The 26,123-nt window shown below is 57.6% G+C and carries 20 protein-coding genes and 1 riboswitch; of the genes, 17 read left to right on the top strand and 3 right to left on the bottom strand.

Annotated features, from left to right (window positions below):
- The first annotated feature begins 684 nt into the window (after positions 1-684).
- From leuL to leuD, 5 genes are all read left to right on the top strand, one after another.
- Positions 685-783 (top strand): leu operon leader peptide, encoded by a 99-nt coding sequence (gene leuL / locus ACX3P5_RS02800; RefSeq protein WP_193387671.1) that lies wholly within the window; start codon positions 685-687, stop codon positions 781-783.
- Between the two features lie 90 nt (positions 784-873).
- Positions 874-2,436, top strand: coding sequence for a 2-isopropylmalate synthase (gene leuA / locus ACX3P5_RS02795; protein ID WP_458968267.1), 1,563 nt, complete (start codon positions 874-876; stop codon positions 2,434-2,436).
- 2 nt (positions 2,437-2,438) lie between these two features.
- Positions 2,439-3,530 (top strand): 3-isopropylmalate dehydrogenase, encoded by a 1,092-nt coding sequence (gene leuB, locus ACX3P5_RS02790; protein WP_233985315.1) that lies wholly within the window; start codon positions 2,439-2,441, stop codon positions 3,528-3,530.
- A gap of 4 nt (positions 3,531-3,534) precedes the next feature.
- Entirely contained in the window at positions 3,535-4,938 is a 1,404-nt protein-coding gene (leuC, locus tag ACX3P5_RS02785) for a 3-isopropylmalate dehydratase large subunit (protein ID WP_094119251.1), read from the top strand.
- 3 nt (positions 4,939-4,941) lie between these two features.
- Positions 4,942-5,547 (top strand): 3-isopropylmalate dehydratase small subunit, encoded by a 606-nt coding sequence (leuD, locus tag ACX3P5_RS02780; RefSeq protein WP_094119250.1) that lies wholly within the window; start codon positions 4,942-4,944, stop codon positions 5,545-5,547.
- Positions 5,548-5,585: 38 nt separating this feature from the next.
- Here the strand turns inward: leuD and ACX3P5_RS02775 are convergent, their stop codons facing one another.
- A complete protein-coding gene (locus tag ACX3P5_RS02775; RefSeq protein WP_336755858.1) occupies positions 5,586-6,764 on the bottom strand; it encodes an MFS transporter in 1,179 nt (392 codons plus the stop codon).
- A 253-nt stretch (positions 6,765-7,017) separates the two neighbouring features.
- Between ACX3P5_RS02775 and sgrR the strand changes: the two genes are divergently transcribed.
- The 4 genes from sgrR (at position 7,018) to thiQ (ending at position 12,109) form a co-directional block, all read left to right on the top strand.
- Positions 7,018-8,679 carry an HTH-type transcriptional regulator SgrR gene (gene sgrR, locus ACX3P5_RS02770; RefSeq protein ID WP_336755859.1) on the top strand — a complete coding sequence of 554 codons (1,662 nt, stop codon included), beginning with the start codon at positions 7,018-7,020 and terminating at the stop codon, positions 8,677-8,679.
- Between the two features lie 35 nt (positions 8,680-8,714).
- Positions 8,715-8,806: riboswitch (TPP riboswitch) on the top strand.
- Between the two features lie 45 nt (positions 8,807-8,851).
- Complete coding sequence (gene thiB / locus ACX3P5_RS02765; protein WP_233985319.1) at positions 8,852-9,838, top strand: thiamine ABC transporter substrate binding subunit; 987 nt, start codon at positions 8,852-8,854, stop codon at positions 9,836-9,838.
- A complete protein-coding gene (gene thiP, locus ACX3P5_RS02760) occupies positions 9,814-11,424 on the top strand; it encodes a thiamine/thiamine pyrophosphate ABC transporter permease ThiP (protein WP_233985320.1) in 1,611 nt (536 codons plus the stop codon). The genes thiB and thiP overlap by 25 nt, the downstream gene beginning before the upstream one ends.
- Positions 11,408-12,109 carry a thiamine ABC transporter ATP-binding protein ThiQ gene (gene thiQ, locus ACX3P5_RS02755; RefSeq protein WP_233985321.1) on the top strand — a complete coding sequence of 234 codons (702 nt, stop codon included), beginning with the start codon at positions 11,408-11,410 and terminating at the stop codon, positions 12,107-12,109. Before thiP ends, thiQ begins: the two co-directional genes overlap by 17 nt.
- A 1-nt stretch (position 12,110) precedes the next feature.
- Here the strand turns inward: thiQ and ACX3P5_RS02750 are convergent, their stop codons facing one another.
- Positions 12,111-12,875: a DedA family protein gene (locus ACX3P5_RS02750; protein WP_233985322.1), complete on the bottom strand. Its 765-nt coding sequence runs from the start codon at positions 12,873-12,875 to the stop codon at positions 12,111-12,113.
- A gap of 170 nt (positions 12,876-13,045) precedes the next feature.
- Between ACX3P5_RS02750 and polB the strand changes: the two genes are divergently transcribed.
- The 3 genes from polB (at position 13,046) to rluA (ending at position 19,161) form a co-directional block, all read left to right on the top strand.
- Positions 13,046-15,406, top strand: a complete 2,361-nt coding sequence (gene polB / locus ACX3P5_RS02745; RefSeq protein ID WP_458968266.1) for a DNA polymerase II — start codon at positions 13,046-13,048, stop codon at positions 15,404-15,406.
- A gap of 155 nt (positions 15,407-15,561) precedes the next feature.
- Positions 15,562-18,468 (top strand): RNA polymerase-associated protein RapA, encoded by a 2,907-nt coding sequence (gene rapA / locus ACX3P5_RS02740; protein WP_233985324.1) that lies wholly within the window; start codon positions 15,562-15,564, stop codon positions 18,466-18,468.
- Between the two features lie 39 nt (positions 18,469-18,507).
- Positions 18,508-19,161, top strand: a complete 654-nt coding sequence (gene rluA / locus ACX3P5_RS02735) for a bifunctional tRNA pseudouridine(32) synthase/23S rRNA pseudouridine(746) synthase RluA (protein WP_233985325.1) — start codon at positions 18,508-18,510, stop codon at positions 19,159-19,161.
- Between the two features lie 53 nt (positions 19,162-19,214).
- On the opposite strand, the gene djlA is transcribed toward rluA, so the two are convergent.
- On the bottom strand, positions 19,215-20,024 hold the full coding sequence (gene djlA, locus ACX3P5_RS02730) for a co-chaperone DjlA (protein ID WP_336755862.1): 810 nt from the start codon (positions 20,022-20,024) through the stop codon (positions 19,215-19,217).
- 182 nt (positions 20,025-20,206) lie between these two features.
- On the opposite strand from djlA, the gene lptD reads away from it, so the two are divergent.
- From lptD to apaG, 5 genes are read left to right on the top strand one after another with little or no spacing between them, the layout of a single operon-like run.
- On the top strand, positions 20,207-22,579 hold the full coding sequence (gene lptD / locus ACX3P5_RS02725; RefSeq protein WP_233985326.1) for an LPS assembly protein LptD: 2,373 nt from the start codon (positions 20,207-20,209) through the stop codon (positions 22,577-22,579).
- A 54-nt stretch (positions 22,580-22,633) separates the two neighbouring features.
- Positions 22,634-23,929, top strand: a complete 1,296-nt coding sequence (gene surA / locus ACX3P5_RS02720) for a peptidylprolyl isomerase SurA (protein ID WP_233985327.1) — start codon at positions 22,634-22,636, stop codon at positions 23,927-23,929.
- Entirely contained in the window at positions 23,919-24,911 is a 993-nt protein-coding gene (pdxA, locus tag ACX3P5_RS02715) for a 4-hydroxythreonine-4-phosphate dehydrogenase PdxA (protein WP_458968265.1), read from the top strand. The genes surA and pdxA overlap by 11 nt, the downstream gene beginning before the upstream one ends.
- Entirely contained in the window at positions 24,904-25,725 is an 822-nt protein-coding gene (gene rsmA, locus ACX3P5_RS02710) for a 16S rRNA (adenine(1518)-N(6)/adenine(1519)-N(6))-dimethyltransferase RsmA (RefSeq protein WP_094119241.1), read from the top strand. Before pdxA ends, rsmA begins: the two co-directional genes overlap by 8 nt.
- Positions 25,726-25,728: 3 nt before the next feature.
- Positions 25,729-26,106, top strand: a complete 378-nt coding sequence (gene apaG / locus ACX3P5_RS02705) for a Co2+/Mg2+ efflux protein ApaG (RefSeq protein ID WP_094119240.1) — start codon at positions 25,729-25,731, stop codon at positions 26,104-26,106.
- Positions 26,107-26,123 lie beyond the last annotated feature (17 nt).

Raw genomic sequence — 26,123 nt, 5'->3', positions numbered from 1 at the left:
TAACGTGCCTTGCGCGTTACGTCACCCCGATACCTGCTTTGCCAATGTAAGATCAAAACCTTATGTTTATGCCCGCACGACGGAAACGCATTCCGCTGTCCGGATACAGAGAATTCTGTTGAGTTCATTGTTTTGAGAGTAGGTCGATTACCATAACCGCAGTTAACCTGGCAGGCAAACCGCAAACTCGCGCAAATTAAACCGTGCGAACGTAAAGGCTCTGCGCGATAAGAAAGGGCTACGCCGATTAAACTAATTACGCCGCAGAACCGCAGAGGAAAATGCTGGCGATGAAATTATTTTCAGCGCGATCTAAGAAATAGCGAAAAGTTATTGCCGCCTGACACAGCCCACAATTTCCTGTCTCATTTCTTTTCTGGCGTAATTAACCTTAAAACCATAAAAGTTCATACGATTATGCTGAACAGGCGAAAATAATTGTCACCAGGCTGCGTGACAGAGAAATCGAATAACCTTTTAATTTCAATAAATTAAAAAACAACAGGCGTCATCACACCGCCCACAGCAACCCGTTTTAACCCGCACCGCGTACGCTGCTGTGCATTACGCTGCTTCACCGATATCTGACAGAATATTTTCCTTCATCGCCGCAAAAAATAGCCCTTCATTCAAGGTTGACATCGCTGGGCGATTCCAGTACCAATATGTGCAGCACAAAATTTTATGAGGTTTGAATCCATGTTTCGTTCTTCTCGCCTACTCGGTCTACTACTAAACGCATTCAGTTTGCGCGGTAGACTTGTGGGCGGAATCAAACACTGATTCAAACCTGCTGAAAGTTAAAAACCCGCGCCTGTCGCGGGTTTTTTTATGCTCGTTGCAAGGCAAGAGAAATGCATAAGGATGATTACGATGAGCCAGCAAGTCATTATTTTCGATACCACTCTGCGCGACGGTGAGCAGGCATTACAGGCCAGCCTGAGTGTGAAAGAAAAATTGCAGATCGCATTAGCGCTGGAGCGCATGGGCGTTGACGTTATGGAGGTTGGTTTTCCGGTCTCTTCTCCCGGTGATTTTGAATCCGTACAGACTATCGCTCGCACCATTAAAAACAGCCGGGTCTGCGGTCTGGCGCGCTGTGTAGAGAAAGATATTGACGCCGCTTACGAATCACTGCGCGTTGCCGAAGCCTTCCGTATTCATACTTTCATCGCGACGTCGCCGATGCACATCGCCACTAAACTGCGCAGTACGCTGCCAGAGGTGATTGAGCGTGCGGTGAAGATGGTGAAACGCGCCCGCAATTATACCGATGACGTCGAGTTCTCCTGTGAAGATGGCGGCCGGACCCCGCTTGATGATCTGTGCCGGATGGTAGAAGCGGCGATTAACGCCGGTGCCCGCACCATCAACATCCCCGACACCGTTGGCTATACCCTGCCAGGCGAATATGCGCACATCATCAGCCAGTTAATTCAGCGCGTGCCAAACATCGATAAAGCGATTCTCTCTGTGCATACCCATGATGACCTGGGCATGGCGACCGGTAACGCCCTCGCCGCCGTGCAGGCAGGCGCGCGTCAGGTTGAAGGAACGCTGAACGGCCTGGGCGAACGTGCCGGTAACTGTGCGCTGGAAGAGGTGATCATGGCGATCAAAACCCGCCAGCAGATCATGAACGTCCACACCAATATCAATCATCAGGAAATCTACCGCACCAGCCAGATGGTCAGCCAGATCTGCAATATGCCGATCCCGGCGAACAAAGCGGTGGTCGGCTCTAACGCTTTCGCCCACTCCTCCGGTATTCACCAGGATGGCGTGCTGAAGAACCGCGAAAACTATGAAATCCTGACGCCTGAATCGATTGGCCTGCACAAAATTCAGCTCAACCTGACCTCGCGCTCAGGCCGTGCGGCGGTCAAACACCGCATGGAAGAGATGGGCTACGCAGAACGTGATTACAACCTGGATACCCTGTACGACGCCTTCCTGAAGCTGGCGGATAAGAAAGGTCAGGTATTTGATTACGACCTGGAAGCGCTGGCCTTTATCAATAAACAGAATGAAGAACCGGAACATTTCCAGCTGCACGAATTTAATGTCCAGACCGGCTCCAGCATTACCGCCACTGCCTCGGTCAATCTGGGCTGTGGCGACGAGAATAAATCGGATGCCGCAACCGGCAATGGCCCGGTGGATGCCGTCTACCAGGCGATCAATCGCATCACCCAGCTGGATGCAGAGCTGGTGAACTACAAACTGACCGCCAAAGGCCACGGCGAAAATGCGCTGGGTCAGGTGGATATCGTTGTGAGCTACAACGGCCGTAAGTTCCACGGCGTCGGTCTGGCGACCGATATCGTCGAATCCTCCGCCAAAGCGATGGTGAACGCCCTGAACAACATCTGGCGCGCCAGACAGGTTGAGCAAGAATTGCAGCGCAAATTTAAAGATCAGAAGGAAACGGTATAACTATGTCCAGTTCTTCCCATATCGCAGTGTTACCGGGTGACGGTATCGGCCCTGAAGTGATGGCGCAGGCAATGAAAGTGTTAGACGCGATTCGTCAGCGCTTCGACATGCGCATCACCACCAGCGAATACGCCGTCGGCGGCATCGCCATCGACCAGCATGGCGAACCGTTACCGCCAGCCACCGTTGCTGGCTGTGAGCAGGCGGACGCCATTCTGTTCGGTTCGGTTGGCGGACCTAAGTGGGAACACCTGCCGCCCGCCTCGCAGCCTGAGCGTGGTGCGCTGCTGCCGTTGCGTAAACATTTCCGTCTGTTCAGTAACCTGCGTCCGGCAGCGCTCTACAGCGGGCTGGAAGCCTTTTGTCCGCTGCGCAGCGACATCGCAGCTAAAGGTTTCGACATTCTGTGCGTGCGCGAACTGACCGGCGGCATCTACTTCGGCCAGCCGAAAGGCCGTGAAGGCAGCGGTCCGCACGAGCGGGCCTTTGATACCGAGGTTTACCACCGTTTCGAAATTGAACGCATCGCCCGCATCGCCTTTGAGTCAGCGCGCAAGCGTCGTCATAAAGTGACCTCCATCGACAAAGCCAACGTGCTGCAGACCTCAGTGATGTGGCGTGAGATCGTCAATGAGATCGCTAAAGAGTATCCGGATGTCGAGCTGAGCCACATGTACATCGACAATGCCACCATGCAGTTGATCAAAGACCCGTCGCAGTTTGATGTACTGCTCTGCTCTAACCTGTTCGGTGACATTCTCTCTGATGAGTGCGCCATGATCACCGGCTCAATGGGCATGCTGCCTTCCGCCAGCCTGAACGAAGAAGGTTTTGGTCTGTTTGAACCGGCGGGCGGCTCTGCGCCTGATATCGCCGGTCAGAACATCGCTAACCCGGTGGCGCAGATCCTGTCACTGGCGCTGCTGTTACGTTACAGCCTGAATGCCGATGACGCCGCCGACAGCATTGAGCGCGCCATCAGCCGGGCGCTGGAAGAGGGCTACCGCACCAAAGATTTAGCCGGTGACGGCCCAGCGATCAGCACAGATGAGATGGGCAGCATCATCGCCCGCTTTATCGCCGAGGAAAAATAAAATAATGAAAACGTTATACCAGAAGTTATTTGATGCACATGTCGTCCACGAAGCGCCGAACGAAACGCCGTTACTCTACATCGATCGCCACCTGATCCATGAAGTGACGTCACCTCAGGCGTTCGACGGTCTGCGCGCGCACGGGCGTAAAGTCCGTCAGCCCGAAAAGACCTTCGCCACCATGGATCACAACGTCTCTACCCAGACCAAAGACATTAACGCCTCAGGTGAGATGGCCCGTATTCAGATGCAGGAGCTGATGAAAAACTGCGCCGAGTTTGGCGTCCAGCTCTATGACCTGAACCACCCGTTCCAGGGCATCGTCCACGTTATCGGTCCTGAGCAGGGTATGACGCTGCCGGGCATGACCATCGTCTGCGGCGACTCACACACCGCCACGCACGGCGCCTTTGGCTCGCTGGCCTTTGGTATCGGCACCTCAGAAGTGGAACATGTGTTCGCGACCCAGACGCTGAAACAAGGTCGGGCGAAAACCATGAAAATTGAAGTGCTGGGCGAAGCCGCAACCGGCATTACCGCCAAAGATATCGTGCTGGCCATCATCGGTAAAACCGGCAGCGCGGGCGGCACCGGTCATGTGGTGGAGTTCTGCGGTCCGGCGATTGAAGCGCTGAGTATGGAAGGCCGCATGACCCTGTGTAATATGGCGATTGAGATGGGTGCCAAAGCGGGTCTGGTTGCGCCGGATGACACTACCTTCAACTACCTGAAGGGCCGTCAGTTCTCGCCGAAAGATGAGAAATGGGAACAGGCTGTCGCGTACTGGCGCACGCTGAAGTCCGATGAAGGCGCGAAATTTGATGCAGTCGTCACTCTGCACGCAGAAGAGATCGCTCCTCAGGTTACCTGGGGTACCAATCCGGGTCAGGTGATTGCCGTCGATCAGGTGATCCCGAATCCCGCCTCGTTCGCCGATCCGGTCGAGCGTGCTTCAGCGGAGAAAGCGCTGGCCTACATGAATCTGCAGCCGGGCATTAAGCTGACCGATGTGGCGATTGATAAAGTCTTTATCGGCTCCTGCACCAACTCACGCATTGAAGATCTGCGTGCCGCGGCCGCCATCGCCAAAGGTCGTAAAGTTGCGCCAGGCGTGATCGCCATGGTGGTGCCGGGTTCCGGCCCGGTCAAAGCCCAGGCCGAAGCGGAAGGTCTGGATAAAATCTTCCTGGAAGCGGGTTTTGAATGGCGTCTGCCAGGTTGCTCAATGTGTCTGGCGATGAACAACGACCGCCTGAATCCGGGCGAGCGCTGCGCCTCAACCAGCAACCGCAATTTTGAAGGTCGTCAGGGCCGCGGTGGCCGGACGCATCTGGTCAGCCCGGCAATGGCTGCGGCAGCTGCCGTCACCGGCCATTTTGCTGACATCCGTCAACTGACAGGAGCCTGAGTCATGGCGAATAAATTTACCCAACACACCGGCATTGTTGCGCCACTGGATGCGGCTAACGTTGATACTGACGCCATCATTCCTAAGCAGTTTTTACAGAAAGTGACCCGTACCGGTTTCGGCCAGCATCTGTTCCACGACTGGCGCTTTGAAGATGATGCCGGTACGGTGCCGACACCCGGTTTTGTACTCAACAAGCCGGAGTTCAAAGGCACCAGCATTCTGCTGGCGCGCGAAAACTTCGGCTGCGGCTCTTCTCGTGAGCATGCGCCGTGGGCGCTGACCGATTTCGGTTTTCACGTGGTGATTGCGCCGAGCTTCGCTGACATTTTTTACGGCAACAGCTTCAATAACCAGCTGCTGCCGGTGAAATTAAGCGAACAGGAAGTGGATGAGATGTTTAAACTGGTGGCGGCCCAGCCCGGCATTCGCTTTACGGTCGATCTGGAAGCCCAGACGGTCACTGCGGGAGATAAAGTCTATCCGTTTGAGCTCGACAGCTTCCGCCGTCACTGCATGATCAACGGCCTCGACAGCATCGGCCTGACGCTGCAGCATGAAGCGTCAATCTCGCAGTATGAGCAGAATCAACCAGCCTACCTGCGCTGATCATCATGACAGGGCGACGCTGACGTCGCCCTGCTTCTTTATACGTCGCGCACCCGCGCCGACATCACCAAAGCCACTATCGCCAGCCCAAACGCCAGCCAGTAAACCGCCTCATGTCCCAGCCGCTCACTCAGGGTTCCCTGAATCACTCCCGCCAGAATCATGCCGGTTGAAATGGAGTTAGTGAACATCGTTGTCGCCGCACCTGGCCGCCCCGGCATTAAATCCTGAAACCACAACATGCCGATCCCGGCGATAATCCCGACAAAGACCGCATTAAACAGCTGCAGCACCATCAAAGAGGTACGCGAATTAAACAGCACCAGCCCGAGGTAGAACAGCACACCGGCCGCCACGGCCAGCAACATCAGCCGCCGTTTGCCCACTTTACGGGCGTAATGTCCGGCCAGCAGCATCACCGGGATCTCCAGCCCGGCGGCGGTGCCCATCAGCAGGCCGGCCAGCTTTTCCGGCAATCCCAGCGTGGTACTGATGTAGAGCGGCATATCGATGATATACATGGTATTGCAGGTCCACATGGTCACCGAGGCGATGAACAGTAAACGCACATCCCGGTCGCGCCAGCCGCTCAGCGGCAGGCCGCCGCTTTGCAGCAGTGGTGTGGCACGCGGTACCGACGGCAGAGTAAACCACACCAGCAGAATGCAGATCAGAAACAGTGCTGCCGCCACCATAAACAGCGTTACGAAGCCGTAGTTCAGCGCCAGCGCGAATGACAGCGGCGGTCCGATTACCCACGCCAGCGACAGCTGCGCACGCATCACTGAACTGAACATCACCGCTTCCCGCGCCGACTGATCGGCATATTCACGCGCCAGCGCGAACAGTTGCGGCATCGACACGCTGGCCAGCGCCGACAGTAGCACCCCAAGGGTAATCAGCGTCAGATAATGGCGGGTAAAAGCAAACAGCAGCGCATTGACCAGCGCCATCAGGCAGCAGAACAGAATGATGTTACGGCGATCGCCGACGCTGTCCGATCGCTTCGCCACCAGCATACTCACCACGATACCGGCCACCGCGTTGATGGTGAAAAACAGCCCGACCCAGAATGGGCGAGCCTGCACCTCGCGGGTTAAAAACAGGCTGAGCGTCGGTGCCTGCAGCGCACCGGCCACGCCCAGCATGAACGAGGCGACCATAAAAGCGAGATAGACCGGATTGATGCGGCGCTGCCGCGTTAACAGCGATTTCATACCGAAATCCCTTACAGGATGAACAGGGGAAGAGAAGAAGGGTAGACGATACCGTGCAGCATGAAAAAAGCCAGCAGAGATCATCTGCTGGCGGTGTAAATGCACCCTACTCAGAAAAGCATCCCGCTGAACAGCGGCATGAGGGTCGAACGCCATTCATTGCTGAATGCCTCCCGCTCTTCCCATAAGGGAAAGTTTGCCCTTAAAATAGGGCAAGAAAAACAGAGCGCTTTTCAGCAGGAGTTCCTCTTTTATGTCCTCATCTCGTCTGAAGCAGCAGTTTATTCGCCTGTGGCAAAGCTGTCAGGGTCAGACGCAGGAGATCACCCTCAGTGAACTGGCTGACCTGCTGCACTGCTCGCGTCGTCATATGCGTAATTTACTCAACCGGATGCAGGCTGCCGGCTGGTTGATCTGGCAGGCTGAGGCCGGACGCGGTAAGCGCTCGCAGCTCACTTTTTGCTACACCGGCCTGGCGCTACAGCAGCAGCGGGCGGAGGATCTGCTGGAGCAGGATCGCATCGATCAGCTGGTGCAGCTGGTCGGCGATAAAAATCAGGTCAGGCAGATGATTGGCGCCCACCTTGGCCGCAGCTTCCGCCAGGGCAAACACATTCTGCGGGTGCTTTACTACCGTCCGCTGCTTAATCTTCAACCCGGCTCCGCCCTGCGCCGCTCCGAAACCCATATTGCCCGCCAGATTTTCAACGGCCTGACGCGCATAAATGAGGAAAACGGGGAAATCGAGGCTGATATCGCCCACCACTGGCAGCAAACCTCCCCGCTACACTGGCGCTTCTTTCTGCGTCCGGCGATTCGCTTTCATCATGGTCGCGAGCTGGAGATGGCCGACGTGATCGATTCGCTGGAACGTCAGCGCCAGCAGCCGCTGTTTTCCCACATTCAGCAGATCGACTCGCCCGCGCCCTGGACGCTGGATATCACCTTAAACCAGCCCGACGACTGGTTACCCTGGTTGCTGGCCAGCGTCAGCGCCATGATCCTGCCGCGCGAGTGGCCGACGCTGCGCGACTTTGCCCGCCAGCCGATTGGCACCGGCCCGTACAGCGTGATCCGCAATCAGGAAAGCCAGCTGAAGATTGAAGCCTTTGATGATTACTTCGGCTTTCGCGCCCTGATTGATGACGTCTCTATCTGGGTCTTGCCGGATATCAGCGACGAACTGGTCTATGCGGGCGTACGTCTGCAGGGCGACGGCGCAGATGAGGTGCAGGAAGAGAGCCGCCTCGAAGAGGGTTGCTACTATTTGCTGTTCGATCAGCGCTCAGAGAAGGGCCGCGACGAGGCGATACGGCGCTGGGTCAGCTATCTGTTTAACCCTATCGCCCTGCTCAATCATGCTGGCGTGGGTTATCAGCGCTACTGGTTTCCAGCCTATGGCCTGCTGCCGCGCTGGCATCACCGGCGCGATCTGACGCCGGTAGAAAAGCCGCCCGGCCTGACCCATCTGACGCTGACCTGGTATAGCCAGCACGTCGAGCACGAAGGGATCGCCAATGCATTGCGTCCGCTGCTGGCGCAGCACGGCGTCACGCTGGAGACCCGCGAGATCAGCTACGAAAGCTGGTATCAGGGTGAAGCGGAAAGTGACATCTGGCTCGGCAGCGTGAACTTTACCCTGCCGCTGAATTATTCACTGTTTGCGCAGCTGTATGAGATCCCGCTGCTGCATCACTGCCTGCCGATTGACTGGCAGGCTGATGCCGCCCGCTGGCGCGAAAAGGCGCTGCCGCTGGCGGAATGGAGTAAGCGGTTAGTGGAAGACGCCGGGCTGCATCCACTGTTTCATCACTGGCTGCTGCTGGAAGGTCAGCGCAGTATGCGCGGCGTACGGATGAATACGCTGGGCTGGTTCGATTTTAAATCGGCCTGGTTTGCGCCGCCCGCGCTGTAACGCTTTCGCGCTACGGCTGAAATGACTAGAATGTGACGTTCTCAACGGGGTGCCGCGTGCGGCTGAGAAAGACCCGTCGAACCTGATTCGGTTAATACCGACGTAGGGATTTGAGAGACCTGCTGCTCAGATCCTTTGCGACTCATCCCCTATTCTCCCGAAGGAGCGCAAAGTGTTAAACAAAGTTCTGCCACTGCTGCTGTTACTCTCCACGCCGGTCCTGGCGGCTAAACCGGTGCTCACGGTCTACACCTACGACTCCTTCTCCGCTGACTGGGGCCCAGGCCCGGCGATTAAAAAAGCCTTTGAAGCGCAGTGCGACTGCGAACTGAAATTTGTCACGCTGGAAGATGGCGTATCGCTGCTGAATCGCGTGCGGATGGAAGGCAAAAACAGCAAAGCCGATGTGGTACTGGGACTGGATAACAACCTGCTGCAGGCGGCGCAAAAAACCGGCCTGTTCGCCGCCAGTCAGGTCGATACCGCGCAACTAACGCTACCGGGCGGCTGGCACGACAGCACCTTTATCCCGTTTGACTACGGCTATTTCGCCTTCGTCTATGACAAAACCCGCCTGAAAAATCCGCCGAAAAGCCTGAAAGAGCTGGTAGAGAGCCCGGAAAAATGGCGGGTGATCTACGAAGATCCGCGCACCAGTACGCCGGGATTAGGTCTGCTGCTGTGGATGCAAAAAGTCTATGGCGATCAGGCACCGCAGGCGTGGCAAAAGCTGGCGCAGAAAACCGTGACCGTCACCAAGGGCTGGAGTGAAGCCTACGGCCTGTTTCTAAAAGGGGAAGGCGATCTGGTGCTGAGCTATACCACCTCGCCGGCCTACCACCTCATCGAAGAGAAAAAAGAGAACTACGCCGCCGCGCCGTTTGCCGAAGGTCACTATCTGCAGGTTGAGGTCGCCGCACAGTTAGCCAGCAGCAAACAGCCGAAACTGGCGCAGCAGTTCATGCAATTTATGGTGTCGCCTGCGTTCCAGAACACCATCCCGACCGGCAACTGGATGTATCCGGTGATCAACACCACCCTGCCGGCCGGATTTTCGACACTGAAGGTGCCCGCCACCGCGCTGCAATACTCGCCGGAAGAGGTTGCCAGCCAGCGTTCAGGCTGGATTAGCCAGTGGCAACGCGCCGTCAGCCGCTGATGCCGCGCTGGCTGATTCCTGGTTCGCTCGCCACGCTGCTGTTAATCAGCGTGGCGCTGTTCGCCTTTGGCTCACTGTGGAATGCCGCGCCGGTCACCGACTGGCGCAGCGTGCTGCAGGACGCGTATCTGCATCACGTTATCGCCTTCTCCTTTGGTCAGGCGCTGCTCTCTGCCCTGCTGTCGCTGCTGCCCGCCCTGCCGCTGGCCCGCGCCCTTTATCGACGCCGCTTTCCCGGCCGCCAGTTATTGCTGCGCCTGTGCGCCATGACGCTGGTGCTGCCGGTGCTGGTGGCGGTGTTCGGCTTGCTGACGGTCTATGGTCGCGTCGGCTGGCTGGCGCAGATTTGTCAGCTGATCGGCATCGATTATCGCTTCTCGCCCTATGGGTTGCAGGGCATTTTGCTGGCACACGTCTTTTTTAACCTGCCGCTGGCGACGCGCCTGATGCTGCAGGCGCTGGAAAGTATTCCGGCGGAACAGCGCCAGCTGGCGGCGCAGCTTGATCTGCGCGGCTGGCACCACTTTCGCTTGCTGGAGTGGCCGTGGCTGCGTCGTCAGCTGCTGCCGACCGGCGCGCTGATCTTTATGCTCTGCTTCGCCAGCTTCGCCACCGTGCTTTCGCTGGGCGGCGGGCCGCAGGCCACCACCATTGAACTGGCGATCTTCCAGGCGCTCAGTTACGACTACGATCCCGGACGGGCCGCCCTGCTGGCGCTGATCCAGCTCGGCTGCTGTCTGACGCTGGTGCTGCTTAGCCAGCGTTTCAGCAAGGCGATTCCCGTCGGCACCAGCCAGCTGCACGGCTGGCGCGATCCGCAGGATTCGCGCCTGGCGCAGCTGACCGATGGCCTGCTGATTGTGCTGGCGTTACTGCTGCTGTTGCCGCCGCTGGCGGCAGTGGTGGTGGATGGTTTGCACGGCGGGTTGCGCGGCGCGCTGGCCCAGCCAGCACTGTGGCAGGCGACGCTGACCTCGTTGCGTATTGCGCTGGGTGCCGGTCTGCTCTGTGTCACACTGACGCTGATGCTGCTGTGGAGCAGTCGCGAGTTGCGACTGCGCCAGCATCCGGTCGCGGCGCAGCTGATCGACACCAGCGGTATGCTGATTCTGGCCATGCCCGGGATCGTGCTGGCGACCGGTTTCTTTTTGCTGTTTAACGCCACCGTCGGCCTGCCGGACTCGGCGGATGGGCTGGTGATCTTCACCAATGCGCTGATCGCCATTCCCTATGCGCTGAAAGTGCTGGAAAACCCGATGCGTGACGTCGCCGGGCGCTACGGCAGACTCTGCGAATCACTGGATATCCACGGCTGGAACCGGCTGCGACTGATTGAACTGCGGGCGCTGAAGCGTCCGCTGGCGCAGGCGCTGGCGTTTGCCTGCGTGCTGTCGATTGGTGATTTTGGTGTCGTGGCGCTGTTTGGTAACGCCGACTTCCGCACGCTGCCGTTCTACCTTTATCAACAGATCGGTGCCTATCGCGGTGCCGATGGCGCAGTGACCGCCCTGCTGCTGCTGTTACTCTGTTTGTTGCTGTTCACCCTGATGGAAAAATTACCGGGCCGCCATGCTGACTCTGAATAACCTTACCTACCTTTATCAGCATCTGCCGATGCGCTTCAGCCTGCACGCCGGGCGCGGCGAGCGTCTGGCGATCCTCGGCCCAAGCGGGGCGGGAAAAAGCACGTTGCTCAGTCTGATCGCCGGATTTCTGCCGATTCGTCAGGGCACGCTGCTGATTGATGGTCAGGACCACAGCCACAGCGTACCGGCCAGGCGGCCGGTTTCGATGCTGTTTCAGGAGAACAACCTGTTTCCGCACCTCAGCGTGCAGCAGAACATGGCGCTGGGATTGCATCCGGGATTGAAACTGAACGCCGATCAGCGTCAGCAGCTGGCTGCGCTGGCCGAACAGGTGGGGCTGGGCGATCTGCTGGCGCGGCTGCCGGGCGAGCTGTCGGGTGGACAACGTCAGCGCGTGGCGCTGGCGCGCTGCCTGCTGCGTGACCGGCCAGTGCTGCTGCTGGATGAGCCGTTTTCGGCGCTCGACCCGGCGCTGCGCAGCGAAATGCTGCAGCTGGTGCGCTCGGTGTGTGAAGCGCGCAGCATCACGCTGCTGATGGTGTCGCACAGTCTGGAAGATGCGCAGCAGATCGCGCCGCGCAGCGTAGTGATTGTCGATGGTCGGGTTTACTGGGATGGCGCGACCCGACAGTTGCTGTCGGGCGAGACGCGGGAAGCCGAGGTGCTGGGCATCCCGCGCCGCTGAATTACTCGAAGAAGACCTGCCACAGCAGATGGCGGAAAATCGGCATCATCGGATGGAACTGAATGCCGACGAAGGCGGCGATGGCGAGCGCCAGCCCCAGCGGTCCCAGCCAGCGCAGCCGTTCCGGCGGCAGATACGCAGTCGCCCAGTCCTGACTCCTGCCACTGCGCCACCAGCGCCAGCCCAGCCAGCCACCCAGCCACACCACAATCGCGGCCGCCAGCAGCAGCCACTTAAAGTTGCCGCCCTGCGCCGCCTCGGGAACATCCACCGCCACGCCCGCCAGGATGCCGGGCAGCAGATAGAGCGGTGGCCACAGCAGGCAGCCAATCAGATTAGGCGGCAGGAATTTACGTACCGGCAGCTCCAGCATCCCCGCGGCCAGCGGGATCAGCGGACGCGTCGGCCCGACAAAGCGCCCGACCAGAATGGTAAACATACTGTGCTGATGCAGCGCGTGTTCGGTTTTATCCAGCAGACCTTTGTACTTTTGCAGATACTTCCAGCGATGCAGCGGCCCCTGAAATTTCCAGCCGATCCCGTAGGAAACCCAGTCGCCAATCAGGCAACCGACAAAACCCGCCGCCCAGGCCGGATAAAGACCAATCTGTCCGCTCCCCACCAGCGCGCCCAGACTCGCCATCAGCACGGTACCCGGCAGCAACAGCCCGACCAGCGCCAGCGATTCCAGAAAGGTGACCAGCGCCACCGCAAACAGCGCCCACTCCAGCGACTGCGTAAACAGGTGTTGAACCCAGGCTTCCATAAACTTCCTTAGAAAAAGCAGAAGGCTGGATTGTCCAGAGCCAGCTACACAGCGTCAAGGCAAGAATTGTAGGACAATGTTGACAAAACCCAGCGGCGGAACTGTATAAATATCCATGTTATACTGAGCGGGTTTTCTCACCGATCAAAAATCCTGAGTCTGGAGACGATGTGAATAGGCCCCGCGCAGGTTTTCTGCTTACCCGCCACTGGCGCGATACGCCGCAAGGCAGCGAAATTATCCTCTGGCTCGCTACCGATCAGGGTGCGCAGCGCGTGGTGCTGCCGGTTCAGGAGTCAGTAGCGTTTATTCCGCGTGAGTTTCAGTCTCAGGTCAGCGAGCTGCTGAAGGATGAGCGTCAGCTGCGCATCCAGCCGCTCGAACTAAAAGATTTTCGCCAGCGCCCGGTGTTCGGGCTCTATTGCCGACAGAATCGCCAGCTGCAGCAGATCGAAAAGCGGCTGCGCGAACAGGGGATTCCGGTCTATGAAGCGGATATCCGCCCGCCGGAACGCTATCTGATGGAGCGTTTTATTACCGCACCGGTCTGGTTTGATGGCGAAGCCCGGGGCGACAGCGTGGTGAACGCCCGACTGAAGCCGCATCCCGACTATCGGCCCCCGCTCAAATGGGTCTCACTGGATATTGAAACCACCCAGCACGGTGAGCTTTATTGTATCGGGTTGGAGGGTTGCGGCCAGCGCCAGGTCTACATGCTCGGTCCGGCAAACGGCGATGCCAGCGCACTCGATTTTGAACTGATCTACCTTGATACCCGACCGCAACTGATTGAAGCACTCAACCAGTGGTTCGCTGAGCACGATCCCGACGTGATTATCGGCTGGAACGTGGTGCAGTTTGACCTGCGGGTATTGCAAAAACACGCCGATCGCTACGCGATTCCGCTGCGGCTGGGTCGTCAGAACAGCGCGCTGGAGTGGCGTGAGCACGGCTTCAAGCCCGGCGTGTTTTTCGCCCAGGCCAGCGGCCGGCTGATCATTGACGGAATCGACGCGCTGAAATCCGCTTTCTGGGATTTCCCGTCATTCAGCCTGGAATCGGTGTCGCAGCAGTTACTGGGCGAAGGCAAGGCGATCGATAACCCGTGGCAGCGCATGGAGGAGATCAACTGGCGCTTCGCCAACGATAAACCAGCGCTGGCGCGCTATAACCTGAAAGATTGTGAACTGGTGACGCGCATTTTCCACAAAACGGCGATCATGCCGTTTTTGCTGGAACGGGCAGCGGTGAACGGCCTGGCGGTGGATCGCCACGGTGGTTCGGTCGCCGCGTTCGGTCATCTTTATATTCCGCGTATGCATCGGGTCGGCTTTGTCGCGCCGAACCTCGGCGATGTGGCGCCGGAAGCCAGCCCTGGCGGCTACGTAATGGATTCGCGGCCAGGCCTCTACGACTCGGTGCTGGTGCTGGATTACAAAAGCCTCTATCCGTCGATTATTCGTACCTTCCTGATCGATCCGGTTGGACTGGTGGAAGGGCTGGCGCACCCTGATGATGCTGATTCGGTGGAAGGCTTTCGCGAGGCGCGCTTTTCACGTCATACCCACTGCCTGCCCGCTATCGTCGAACAGATCTGGCTGGGCCGCGAAGCCGCCAAAAAGCAGGGCAACCAGCCGCTGTCGCAGGCGCTGAAGATTATCATGAACGCCTTTTATGGCGTGCTCGGCACCAGCGCCTGTCGCTTTTTCGATCCGCGCCTCGCCTCCTCGATTACGATGCGTGGTCACGCCATTATGCAGCAGACCCGCACGCTGATTGAGGCGGAAGGCTACGATGTGATTTATGGCGATACCGATTCGACCTTTGTCTGGCTGAAATCGGCCCACAATGAACTGGATGCGGCCGCGATTGGTCAGCAGCTGACACAAAAAGTGAACGCCTGGTGGCGTGACCATCTGCAGCAGACCCAGGGCCTGACCAGCGCGCTGGAGCTGGAGTATGAAAATCACTTCTGCCGTTTTCTGATGCCCACCATTCGTGGCGCTGAACAGGGCAGTAAAAAACGCTATGCCGGCCTGATCCGTGAAGCGGCGGGCGAACGCATGGTGTTTAAAGGGCTGGAGTCGGTACGCACCGACTGGACGCCGCTGGCACAGCAGTTTCAGCAGCAGCTCTACAGCCGGATTTTCCATCGTGAGCCGTGGCAGGACTATATCCGTGCTACCGTGGCGCAGTTGCTGGCCGGTGAACTCGACGATCAGCTGATTTATAAAAAACGTCTGCGCCGTCCGCTGAAAGAGTATGAAAAAAATGTGCCGCCGCACGTCCGCGCCGCCCGGCTGGCGGATGAGCAGAATCGCAAATTAAACCGGCCGTTGCAGTACCAGAATGGCGGCCGGATTCGTTACGTGATGGCGACGGCCGGCCCGGAGCCACTGGAGGCGCGTACCACGCCACTGGATTACGATCACTACGTCAGTAAGCAGTTACAACCGGTCGCCGACGGGATTTTACCTTTCGTCGGAGGGGACTTTGCTACACTGATTACCGGGCAGTTGGGTCTTTTTTGACAGGTGACGAATGCCCTGCCATCCAGTACCATAGCGCCCTTCCTGATACTCACCGCGCTAAGAGAGACTCTCCAGACCTGTTCGTTTGGATGAAATCCTATTGCCTGAGTATCCGGGAACACCTCTAAAAACGTTAAAATTCGAGCTAAAAATATATGGTTTTTACATTAGGTCAGCGCTGGATTAGTGATACGGAAAGTGAACTGGGACTGGGCACGGTGGTGGCGGTTGATACCCGCATGATCACCCTGCTGTTCCCGGCCACCGGGGAAAACCGCCTCTACGCCCGCAACGATTCGCCTGTTACCCGCGTCATCTTCAATCCGGGTGACACCATCACCAGCCATGAAGGCTGGCAGATGCGAGTCGATGAAGTACGCAACGAAAATGACCTGATGACCTATATCGGCACCCGTCTTGATACCGACGAAAGCGACGTGATGCTGCGCGAAGTGATGCTCGACAGTAAGCTGGTCTTCAGCAAGCCGCAGGATCGTCTGTTCGCCGGCCAGCTCGACCGGATGGACCGCTTCGCCCTGCGCTTCCGCGCCCGCAAATATCAGAGTGAGCAATATCGTCTGCCGATCAGCGGTTTGCGTGGCATGCGCACCAACCTGATTCCGCATCAGCTGCATATCGCCCACGATGTGGGCCGTCGCCACGCGCCACGCGTGCTGCTGGCGGATGAAGTCGGACTGGGTAAAACCATTGAAGCCGGGATGATCATCCAGCAGCAGCTGCTGGCCGGACGTGCCGACCGGGTATTAATCGTGGTGCCGGAAACGCTGCAGCATCAGTGGCTGGTTGAGATGCTGCGCCGTTTCAACCTGCGCTTTGCACTGTTTGATGACGATCGCTATACCGAAGCCCAGCACGACAGCGATAATCCGTTTGAAACCGAACAGTTAATTATCTGTTCGCTCGACTTTGTGCGCCGCAACAAGCAGCGTCTTGAACTGCTGGCCGATGCCGAATGGGATCTGCTGGTGGTCGATGAAGCGCACCATCTGGCGTGGTCGGAAGGCGCACCGAGCCGCGAATATCAGGTGATTGAGCAGCTGGCGGAAAAAACCGCTGGCGTCCTGCTGTTAACCGCCACGCCGGAACAGCTGGGCATGGAGAGCCACTTTGCCCGTCTGCGTCTGCTTGACCCCAATCGCTTTCACGACTTTGCCGCTTTCGTTGAAGAGCAGCAGCATTTCCGGCCGATTGCCGATGCGGTGACCGCGCTGCTGGCGGATCAGCCGGTCTCGCAGCAGGAGATGAACCGGATCAACGATCTGGTCGGCGAGCAGGATATTGAGCCGCTGCTGCAGGTCGCCAACAGCGATCGTGACGGCAAACAGGAGGCGCGCCAGGAGCTGATCTCGATGCTGATGGATCGCCACGGCACCAGCCGCGTGCTGTTCCGTAACACCCGTAACGGCGTCAAAGGGTTCCCGAAACGCGAACTGCACCAGATTCGTCTGCCGCTGCCAGCGCAGTATCAGACCGCGATTAAAGTCTCCGGCATTATGGGCGCCCGTAAAAGCGCAGAAGAACGCGCGCGTGACCTGCTCTATCCGGAACAGATTTATCAGGAATTTGAAGGCGACAGCGGCACCTGGTGGAACTTCGATCCGCGCGTGGAGTGGCTGATGGGTTACCTCACCAGCAACCGTAAAGAGAAAGTGCTGGTGATCTGCGCCAAGGCCGCCACGGCGCTGCAACTGGAGCAGGTATTGCGTGAGCGCGAAGGTATCCGGGCGGCGGTGTTCCATGAGGGTCTGTCGATCATCGAACGTGACCGTGCTGCGGCGTGGTTTGCTTCGGAAGAGAACGGCGCGCAGGTGCTGCTCTGCTCAGAAATCGGTTCAGAAGGCCGTAACTTCCAGTTCGCCAGCCGTCTGGTAATGTTCGATCTGCCGTTTAACCCGGATCTGCTTGAGCAGCGTATCGGTCGTCTCGATCGTATTGGTCAGGCGCACGATATCCAGATCCTGGTGCCGTGGCTGGAGAAGACCGCACAGGCGGTGTTACTGCGCTGGTATCACGAAGGGCTGGATGCGTTTGAACATACCTGCCCGACCGGCCGCACCATTTATGACAGCGTGCATTCGCAGCTGATCGACTATCTGGCGGCACCGGAAAACAGTGACGGCTTCGATGCCTTTATCACTGACTGCCGTAAGCAGCATGATGCGCTGAAACTGCAGCTGGAACAGGGACGCGATCGCCTGCTGGAGCTGAACTCCAACGGCGGCGACGCGGCTCAGGCGCTGGCGAATGCGATCGCTGATCAGGACGATGATACCGGCCTGGTGAACTTCGCGCTTAACCTGTTTGATATCGTTGGTATCAATCAGGAAGATCGCAGCGATAACCTGATCGTGCTGACGCCATCCGATCATATGCTGGTGCCCGACTTCCCTGGCCTGCCGGAAGATGGCTGTACCATCACCTTTAACCGCGAACAGGCGCTGTCACGCGAAGATACCCAGTTCATTACCTGGGAACATCCGCTGATCCGCAATGGTCTGGATCTGATCCTGTCGGGTGATACCGGCAGCAGCGCCATCTCGCTGCTGAAAAACAAGGCGCTGCCGGTCGGTACGCTGCTGGTCGAGCTGATCTACGTGGTCGAAGCGCAGGCACCGAAGCATCTGCAGCTGACCCGCTTCCTGCCGCCGACGCCAATCCGTCTGCTGCTGGATCGTAACGGTACCAACCTGGCGGGCAAGGTGGAGTTTGAAAGTTTCAACCGTCAGCTGAATGCCGTTAACCGCCATACCGGCAGTAAGCTGGTCAACGCGGTACAGCAGGATGTCCACGCCATTCTGACCCAGGGCGAAGAGAAGGTGGTCAGCGAAGCACGTGCGGTGATTGATGCTGCCCGCGCAGAAGCGAACGAGAAGCTGGGTGCGGAACTCTCCCGCCTGGAAGCGCTGAAAGCGGTCAACCCGAACATTCGTGAAGATGAAATCGAGGCGCTGGAAAGTAACCGTCAGCAGGTGCTGGAAAGCCTCGATGAGGCTAACTGGCGTCTCGACGCGCTGCGCCTGATTGTGGTGACTCACCAGTAAGCTCAGGGGCCGCATGGCCCCTTATTTTTGGAAAGATGCATGGAACCCTACAATCCACCGCGTGAACCCTGGCTGCACATCCTCTATCAGGATGCGCACATCATGGTGGTGAACAAGCCCAGCGGCCTGCTCTCAGTGCCGGGCCGGCTGGACGAACATAAAGATAGCGTGATGACGCGGATCCAGCGTGATTACCCGCAGGCAGAGTCGGTACACCGGCTGGATATGGCCACCAGCGGCGTGATTGTGGTGGCGCTGACCAAAGCGGCAGAGCGCGAGCTGAAACGGCAGTTTCGGGAGCGTGAGCCGGCTAAGCGCTATGTCGCCTGCGTCTGGGGCCATCCGGCAGAGGAGAAGGGGCTGATTGATCTGCCGCTGATTTGCGACTGGCCCAACCGACCGAAGCAGAAAGTCTGCTTTGAGACCGGCAAAGCCGCACAGACTGAATATCAGGTGCTGGAGTATCGCGCCGATAACAGCGCACGCGTGTCGCTGAAACCCATTACCGGCCGGTCACATCAGCTGCGGGTACACTTGCTGGCGCTGGGACATCCGATTCTGGGCGATAACTTTTATGCGCATCCGGAGGCCAAAGCGATGGCACCCCGTCTGTTGCTGCATGCGGAGTCCCTGACCATTACCCATCCCGCTTTCGGTAACCTCATGACCTTCCGACAGCCCGCCGACTTTTAATCACCGGCCGGGCAGCCCGTGACGTCGGGAAAGACGTCACGGCAACAGCGCGATTATTTAAACCCTTTCTCTTTGCGGATCAGGTCGTAAGCCGCCTGAATTTCCTGCGCTTTCTGCTTCGCCATCTCCATCATCTCTGGCGGCAGCCCTTTGGCCACCAGCTTATCGGGATGGTGCTCCGTCATCAGCTTGCGGTAGGCGCGTTTGATGGTGGTGGCATCATCGCTGCTCTTTACGCCCAGCACGCTACAGGCATCTTCCAGCGTCGGTCCGCGTTGCGCCTGCTGGAAGCCACCGGATGAACGCTGACCGCCGCCGAATTGCTGACCGCCTTCCATCATCCGCAGGAACTGATCGAACTGACCGCGCGATATTCCCAGCTCTTCCGCAATCACGTAGAGCACCTGACGCTCATTAGGATGCAGTGAACCGTCCGCGAAGGCGGCCTGAATCTGAATCTCAAGGAACATCCGAATCAGATCAAAGCGTCCGAAACAGGCGCTGCGCAGTTCGCGCAGCTTGCTGCGTAATGGATAATCGGCCTGCTTGCCTTCGCGGAACGCGCGCTGTGCCGCCGTACGCGATTCGCCGTGCAGTTGCATCCGCTCCATTAATAGCGAAGCAATCTGGATATCCGCTTCGGTGACGCGCCCTTTTGACTTGGTCAGATGGCCCATCACCTGAAAGGTGGTGCTGAAAAACAGCGTCTGTCGGGTTTGATTATTCGAGAAGTAAGCCTTGCCTTGTGCGCCGCGAACTTTGTCAATCATATGGCCAATGATCAAACCGATCACAATACCCCAAAAGCCTGCACCGGAAAGTAATCCCACCGCCAGACCCACAACTTTTCCCCAGTAGCGCATAAACTCCTCAATTCGCCATGCTTGCGGCTGAAAATTGCATTATCATACCTGTCATTTATCTCAGCGCCTAACGGCAACGCGGACAGAAAAGGATTAACGCTGGCACAACGCCGGGCAGTAAGTTAGTCTCTGACCCGATTGTCGGCATGATGCCAGTTTTCATGGAATTCTCGATACCGCGTATGAAAAAACATATACCTACCCTGCTGGCCACTCTGATCGGCTCAGCCATTAGCCAGCAAGCCTTTGCCGACGATTTGATGTCGCAGTGTATGTTAGGCGTGCCGAGTTATAACCGCCCGCTGGTAAGTGGCGACACTAACCAGCTGCCGGTGACCATTCACTCCGACGCCGCAAAGGGGAATTACCCCAATGATGCGGTCTTCACCGGCAATGTGAATATTGAACAGGGCAACAGCCGGATGCAGGCGGATGAAGTACAACTTCATCAGCGTCAGCAGGAGGGCCAGACCACGCCGGTTCGTACCGTCGATGCCCTCGGTAATGTGCACTACGACGACAATCAGGTCATCCTGAAAGGTCCGAAAGCCTGGTCAAACCTCAACAGCAAAGACACCAACGTCTGGAATGGCGACTACCAGATGGTGGATCGTCAGGGGCGCGGCACCGCTGACCAGATGAAGCTGCGCGGCAATAACCGCTATACCATTCTGGAAAACGGCAGCTTCACCTCCTGTCTGCCAGGTTCCAACAGCTGGAGCGTGGTGGGCTCGGAAGTCATTCAGGACCGTGAAGAGGAAGTGGCGGAGATCTGGAACGCCCGCTTTAAGCTCGGCTCGGTACCGGTGTTCTACAGTCCCTATCTGCAGTTACCGATCGGCGATCGCCGCCGCTCCGGTTTCCTGATCCCAAATGCAAAATATGGCAGCAACAACGGCTTTGAATTTGTGCTGCCCTATTACTGGAACATCGCGCCGCAGGCCGATGCCACCATCACGCCGCACTACATGAGTAAGCGCGGCATGCAGTTTGAAAACGAATTTCGTTATCTGACTGTGGCTGGTGCAGGTCTGGTGGAGTTCGACTATCTGGGCTCGGACAAACAGTACGATAACGACAAAGCGGTGCGCGGCATCGCCGAGGACGACAGTTCTGACCGCTGGTTATTCTACTGGCGTCACGCCGGTGTCTACGACAAGAACTGGCGTTTCAGCGCCGACTACACCAAGGTCAGCGACCAGTACTACTTCAACGATCTCGACTCGAAGTACTACAGCTCGACCGACAACTACGCTACGCAGAAATTCAGTATCGGCTACGCTGACACCAACTGGGATGCCACGCTCTCGACCAAAGACTTCCAGGTCTTTGGCGACACCAGCAGCAGCAATGTCTACCGTGCGATGCCGCAGCTGGACCTCAATTTCTATCAGAACGATATCGGTCCGTTTGATGGCCGTATCTACGCCCAGGCGGTTAAGTTCACTAACGTCAGCGATCGCTATCCTGAAGCGACCCGTTTACACATTGAACCAACCCTGAACCTGCCGCTCTCTAACGGCTGGGCCAGTCTGGATACCGAAGCGAAGCTGCTGGCGACCCACTATCAGCAAACGGATGTCGATTTCTACAACAACAATTACGCCAACGTAAATGGTAAGAGCGGCACGCTCGATGAGTCCGTCAACCGTACCCTGCCGCAGTTTAAAGTAGATGGCCGGATGGTGTTTGACCGCGACATGAGCTCGGCGGCAGGCTATACCCAGACGCTGGAACCGCGGGTGCAGTATCTCTATATCCCGTATCGCGACCAGAGCAATATCTATCCTTACGACTCGACCCAGCTGCAAACCGACTATACCGGTCTGTTCCGCGACCGTACCTATAGCGGCCTGGATCGCATCGCGTCGGCCAACGAAGTGGCGACCGGCGTCACCTCACGTATTTATGATAACGATCTGGTTGAACGTTTTAACGTTTCCGTGGGTCAAATCTACTCGTTTACCCCTTCACGCACTGGCGTTAATCAGACCAGTGAAGAAGATGATACCGGCAGCCTGATCTGGGCTGGCGATACATACTGGAAAGTAAGCGATCGTTGGGGCGTTCGGGGTGGGATTCAGTATGATACCAAACTCGATAACGTCTCCCAGGGAAATGCGGTGCTGGAATACCGTCGTGATGCCGATCGTATGGTGCAGCTGAGCTACCGCTACAGCAGCCCGGAATACGTGGCGACCGCACTGAATGACAGTACGCTGGTGAATAACCCGATCTACAAAAACGGGATTTCTCAGGTCGGCACCACGGCCAGCTGGCCGATTGCGGATGCATGGTCTGTCGTAGGCGCTTACTACTACGATACCCGCAACACGCGTCCAGCATCGCAACTGGTTGGCCTGCAATACAGCTCATGCTGTTACGCCATTCGCCTGGGCTACGAGCGCAAAATTAACGGTTGGGAAAATGACGACAGTAAGTATGACAACCAAATCTCATTCAACATTGAGTTGCGTGGTCTGAGTTCCAACTATGGCTTAGGCACCAACCAAATGCTGCGTCAGGGCATCATTCCTTACCAGCGCGCTTTCTGATGTTGTGATGTTTGACAGGCAATCCCGCAGTGCGGAACCAACAATGGATAAAGTATGAAGAACTGGAGAATGCTGATTCTTGGTGTGGCGATCAGTGCCAACACCGCGTTCGCAGCACCACAAGTGGTTGATAAAGTTGCAGCCGTGGTCAATAACGGCGTGGTGCTTGAGAGCGACGTTGACGGGATGATGAGCACCGTCAAATCTCAGGCCCAGCAGGCAGGTCAGCAGTTGCCAGATGACAAAACGTTGCGCCACCAGATTCTGGAACGTCAGATCATGGACAACATTATTCTGCAGATGGGCGAAAAAGCGGGCGTTGAGATCAGCGACCAGCAGCTGGATCAGGCGATTCAGAACATCGCTGCGCAGAACCGCATGAGCCTCGATCAGCTGCGTAGCCGCCTGGCTTACGACGGCATGAACTACGGCACTTACCGTTCGCAGATCCGTAAAGAGATGTTGATTGCGGAAGTGCGTAATAACGAAGTGCGCCGTCGCGTCACCATTCTGCCGCAGGAAGTGGATACGCTTGCCACCCAGATCGGCTCTCAGAACAGCCAGGGCACCGAGCTGAACGTCAGCCACATCCTGCTGCCGCTGCCAGAAAACCCGACCCAACAGCAGGTCGATGAGCAGGAAACCCTGGCGAAACAGCTGGTGGGTGAACTGAAAAACGGCGCTGACTTCGGCAAAATGGCGGTCACCTACTCAGCTGACTCGCAGGCGCTGAAAGGCGGCAACATGGGCTGGGGCAAAATAGAAGAGTTACCAACGCTGTTTGCACAGGCGCTGGCAACCGCGAAAAAAGGCGATATCGTCGGTCCGGTTCGTTCCGGTGTCGGTTTCCACATTCTGAAGGTGAACGATCTGCGCGGTGAGAGCAAAAATGTCTCGGTGACCGAAGTGCATTCGCGTCACATTCTGCTGAAGCCGTCGCCGATTCTCACTGACGATCAGGCGCGTGCTCAGTTAGAGCAGATTGCCGCCGATATCCGCAGCGGAAAAACCACCTTCGCGGCCGCCGCTAAAAAGTTCTCTGACGATCCCGGCTCGGCCAACCAGGGCGGCGATCTCGGCTGGACCTCACCGGAAGCCTTTGATCCGGCGTTCCGTGATGCGCTGCTGCGCCTGCAAAAAGGCCAGACCAGCCAGCCGGTTCACTCCTCTTTCGGCTGGCATTTAATCCAGCTGCTGGATACCCGTCAGGTGGATAAAACCGATGCGGCCCAGAAAGAGCGTGCTTACCGTATGCTGTTCAACCGCAAGTTTGCAGAAGAAGCACAGACCTGGATGCAGGAACAACGCGCCAGTGCCTACGTGAAGATTCTGGATGGCAATGCGCAGTAATGCCCGTGTGGTGATCACGCCCGGCGAACCTGCCGGGATTGGTCCCGATTTGACGGTGCAACTGGCCCAGCAAAACTGGCCGGTTGAACTGGTGGTGTGCGCCTCACCGGCTTTATTGCAACAGCGCGCGGCGCAGCTCGGTCTGCCGCTGACGCTGCGGAATTACCAGCCTGGCGTGGCGGCACAGCCGCAGCAGGCGGGTACGCTGACCATTCTGCCGATTGAAACCGCACAGCCAGTATCGCCTGGTGAGCTTTGCGTGGCCAACAGCGACTATGTGTTGTCCACGCTGGCGCGCGCCTGTGACGGTTGTCTGAGCGGTGAATTTGCCGCTCTGATCACCGGCCCGGTACACAAAGGCGTGATCAACGATGCCGGTATCGCCTTCACCGGTCATACCGAGTTCTTTGCCGATCGCGCCGGTAGCCATCGGGTAGTGATGATGCTGGCGACAGAAGAATTACGCGTTGCGCTGGCCACCACCCATCTGCCGCTGAAAGCGGTCTCCGACGCGGTAACGCGGGAGTGCCTGCACGAAGTCATTACCATTCTGCATCACGACCTGCAGCAGAAATTCGCCATCGCCGAGCCGCACATTTACGTCTGTGGCCTTAACCCGCATGCGGGTGAAAGCGGCCACATGGGTCGCGAAGAGATCGACGTTATAATCCCGGCATTGAACGAACTGCGTCAGCAGGGCATTCAGCTTACCGGCCCGCTGCCGGCGGATACGCTGTTCCAGCCCAAATATCTGCAATATGCCGATGCGGTGCTGGCGATGTATCACGACCAGGGCCTGCCGGTGCTAAAATTTCAGGGGTTTGGCCGGGCGGTAAATATTACCCTTGGCCTGCCCTTTATCCGGACTTCAGTTGACCACGGTACCGCGCTTGAACTTGCCGGGCTAGGCCAGGCTGAACCGGGCAGCTTCATCACGGCGCTTAACCTCGCCATCACTATGATCAAGAGCAGTAATGAATAATCGCGTCCATCAGGGGCACTACGCCCGTAAACGTTTCGGGCAGAACTTCCTGAACGATCAGTACATTATCGACAGCATTGTCTCCGCTATCCATCCGCAGCGCGATGAAGCGCTGGTGGAGATCGGTCCTGGCCTGGGTGCCTTAACCGAGCCGGTGGGCGAACGCCTCGACAGCTTAACGGTGGTGGAACTGGACCGCGATCTCGCTGCGCGCCTGCAAACACATCCGTTCCTCGGACCGAAGCTGACCATTTTCCAGCAGGATGCCATGACCTTTGACTTCGCCGCGCTGGCGCAGGAAAGAGGCCAGCCGCTGCGTGTGTTTGGTAACCTGCCGTACAATATTTCGACCCCGCTGATGTTTCACCTTTTCAGCTATACTGGTTCGATCAAAGACATGCACTTCATGCTGCAGAAAGAGGTGGTCAACCGTCTGGTGGCCGGTCCGGGCAGCAAAGCGTATGGCCGTCTGACGGTGATGGCGCAGTATTACTGCCAGGTGATCCCGGTGCTGGAAGTGCCACCGCACTCCTTCACCCCGCCGCCGAAAGTGGACTCTGCCGTGGTACGTCTGGTGCCGTTTGCCGAGCCGCCGCATCCGGTCAGCGACGTGCGTATCCTGAGCCGCGTGACCACTGAAGCCTTTGGTCAGCGTCGTAAAACTCTGCGCAACAGCCTGAGCCATATGGTCGCGGCCGGAGCGCTGGAAGCGTTGTCGATTGATCCAACCCTGCGGGCCGAGAACGTCTCGGTTGCGCAATATTGTCAGCTGGCAAACTGGCTGGCGGACCATCAGGGAAAATCGCAGGAGTAAGTGATGAGTGAAACGGCCCGCGTCTCGGTTCATGTGCAAAGCCAGTACGTTGCTTCGCAATCCTCACCGGATGACGAACGTTACGTCTTCGCCTATACCATTACCATTCGCAACCTCGGCCGTTCATCGGTGCAACTGCTGGGACGTTACTGGCTGATTACCAACGGTAACGGCCGGGAAACTGAAGTTCAGGGCGAAGGCGTGGTGGGTGAACAGCCGCACATCGCCGCCGGTAATGAATTTCAATACACCAGTGGTGCCGTGATTGAAACGCCGATGGGCACCATGCAGGGACACTACGTGATGGTCGACGAGCAGGGTGAAACCTTTCACGTTGAGATCCCGGTTTTCCGCCTCGCAATTCAGACTCACATTCATTGATTTACACGCCTGTTGCC

This window comes from Pantoea sp. S-LA4, from assembly GCF_054482835.1.
The sequence above is the reverse complement of the archived record's forward strand: the minus strand, read 5'-3'. Positions and strand labels throughout refer to the sequence as shown.

Coding starts and splice junctions, on each gene's coding strand:
- apaG (WP_094119240.1), top strand. CDS start 25,729: ATGAGTGAAACGGCCCGCGTCTCGGTTCATGTGCAAAGCCAGTACGTT.
- rluA (WP_233985325.1), top strand. CDS start 18,508: ATGGAACCCTACAATCCACCGCGTGAACCCTGGCTGCACATCCTCTAT.
- leuL (WP_193387671.1), top strand. CDS start 685: ATGAGGTTTGAATCCATGTTTCGTTCTTCTCGCCTACTCGGTCTACTA.
- rsmA (WP_094119241.1), top strand. CDS start 24,904: ATGAATAATCGCGTCCATCAGGGGCACTACGCCCGTAAACGTTTCGGG.
- rapA (WP_233985324.1), top strand. CDS start 15,562: ATGGTTTTTACATTAGGTCAGCGCTGGATTAGTGATACGGAAAGTGAA.
- pdxA (WP_458968265.1), top strand. CDS start 23,919: ATGCGCAGTAATGCCCGTGTGGTGATCACGCCCGGCGAACCTGCCGGG.
- ACX3P5_RS02775 (WP_336755858.1), bottom strand. CDS start 6,764: ATGAAATCGCTGTTAACGCGGCAGCGCCGCATCAATCCGGTCTATCTC.
- lptD (WP_233985326.1), top strand. CDS start 20,207: ATGAAAAAACATATACCTACCCTGCTGGCCACTCTGATCGGCTCAGCC.
- leuD (WP_094119250.1), top strand. CDS start 4,942: ATGGCGAATAAATTTACCCAACACACCGGCATTGTTGCGCCACTGGAT.
- djlA (WP_336755862.1), bottom strand. CDS start 20,024: ATGCGCTACTGGGGAAAAGTTGTGGGTCTGGCGGTGGGATTACTTTCC.
- thiQ (WP_233985321.1), top strand. CDS start 11,408: ATGCTGACTCTGAATAACCTTACCTACCTTTATCAGCATCTGCCGATG.
- leuB (WP_233985315.1), top strand. CDS start 2,439: ATGTCCAGTTCTTCCCATATCGCAGTGTTACCGGGTGACGGTATCGGC.
- ACX3P5_RS02750 (WP_233985322.1), bottom strand. CDS start 12,875: ATGGAAGCCTGGGTTCAACACCTGTTTACGCAGTCGCTGGAGTGGGCG.
- sgrR (WP_336755859.1), top strand. CDS start 7,018: ATGTCCTCATCTCGTCTGAAGCAGCAGTTTATTCGCCTGTGGCAAAGC.
- surA (WP_233985327.1), top strand. CDS start 22,634: ATGAAGAACTGGAGAATGCTGATTCTTGGTGTGGCGATCAGTGCCAAC.
- leuA (WP_458968267.1), top strand. CDS start 874: ATGAGCCAGCAAGTCATTATTTTCGATACCACTCTGCGCGACGGTGAG.
- leuC (WP_094119251.1), top strand. CDS start 3,535: ATGAAAACGTTATACCAGAAGTTATTTGATGCACATGTCGTCCACGAA.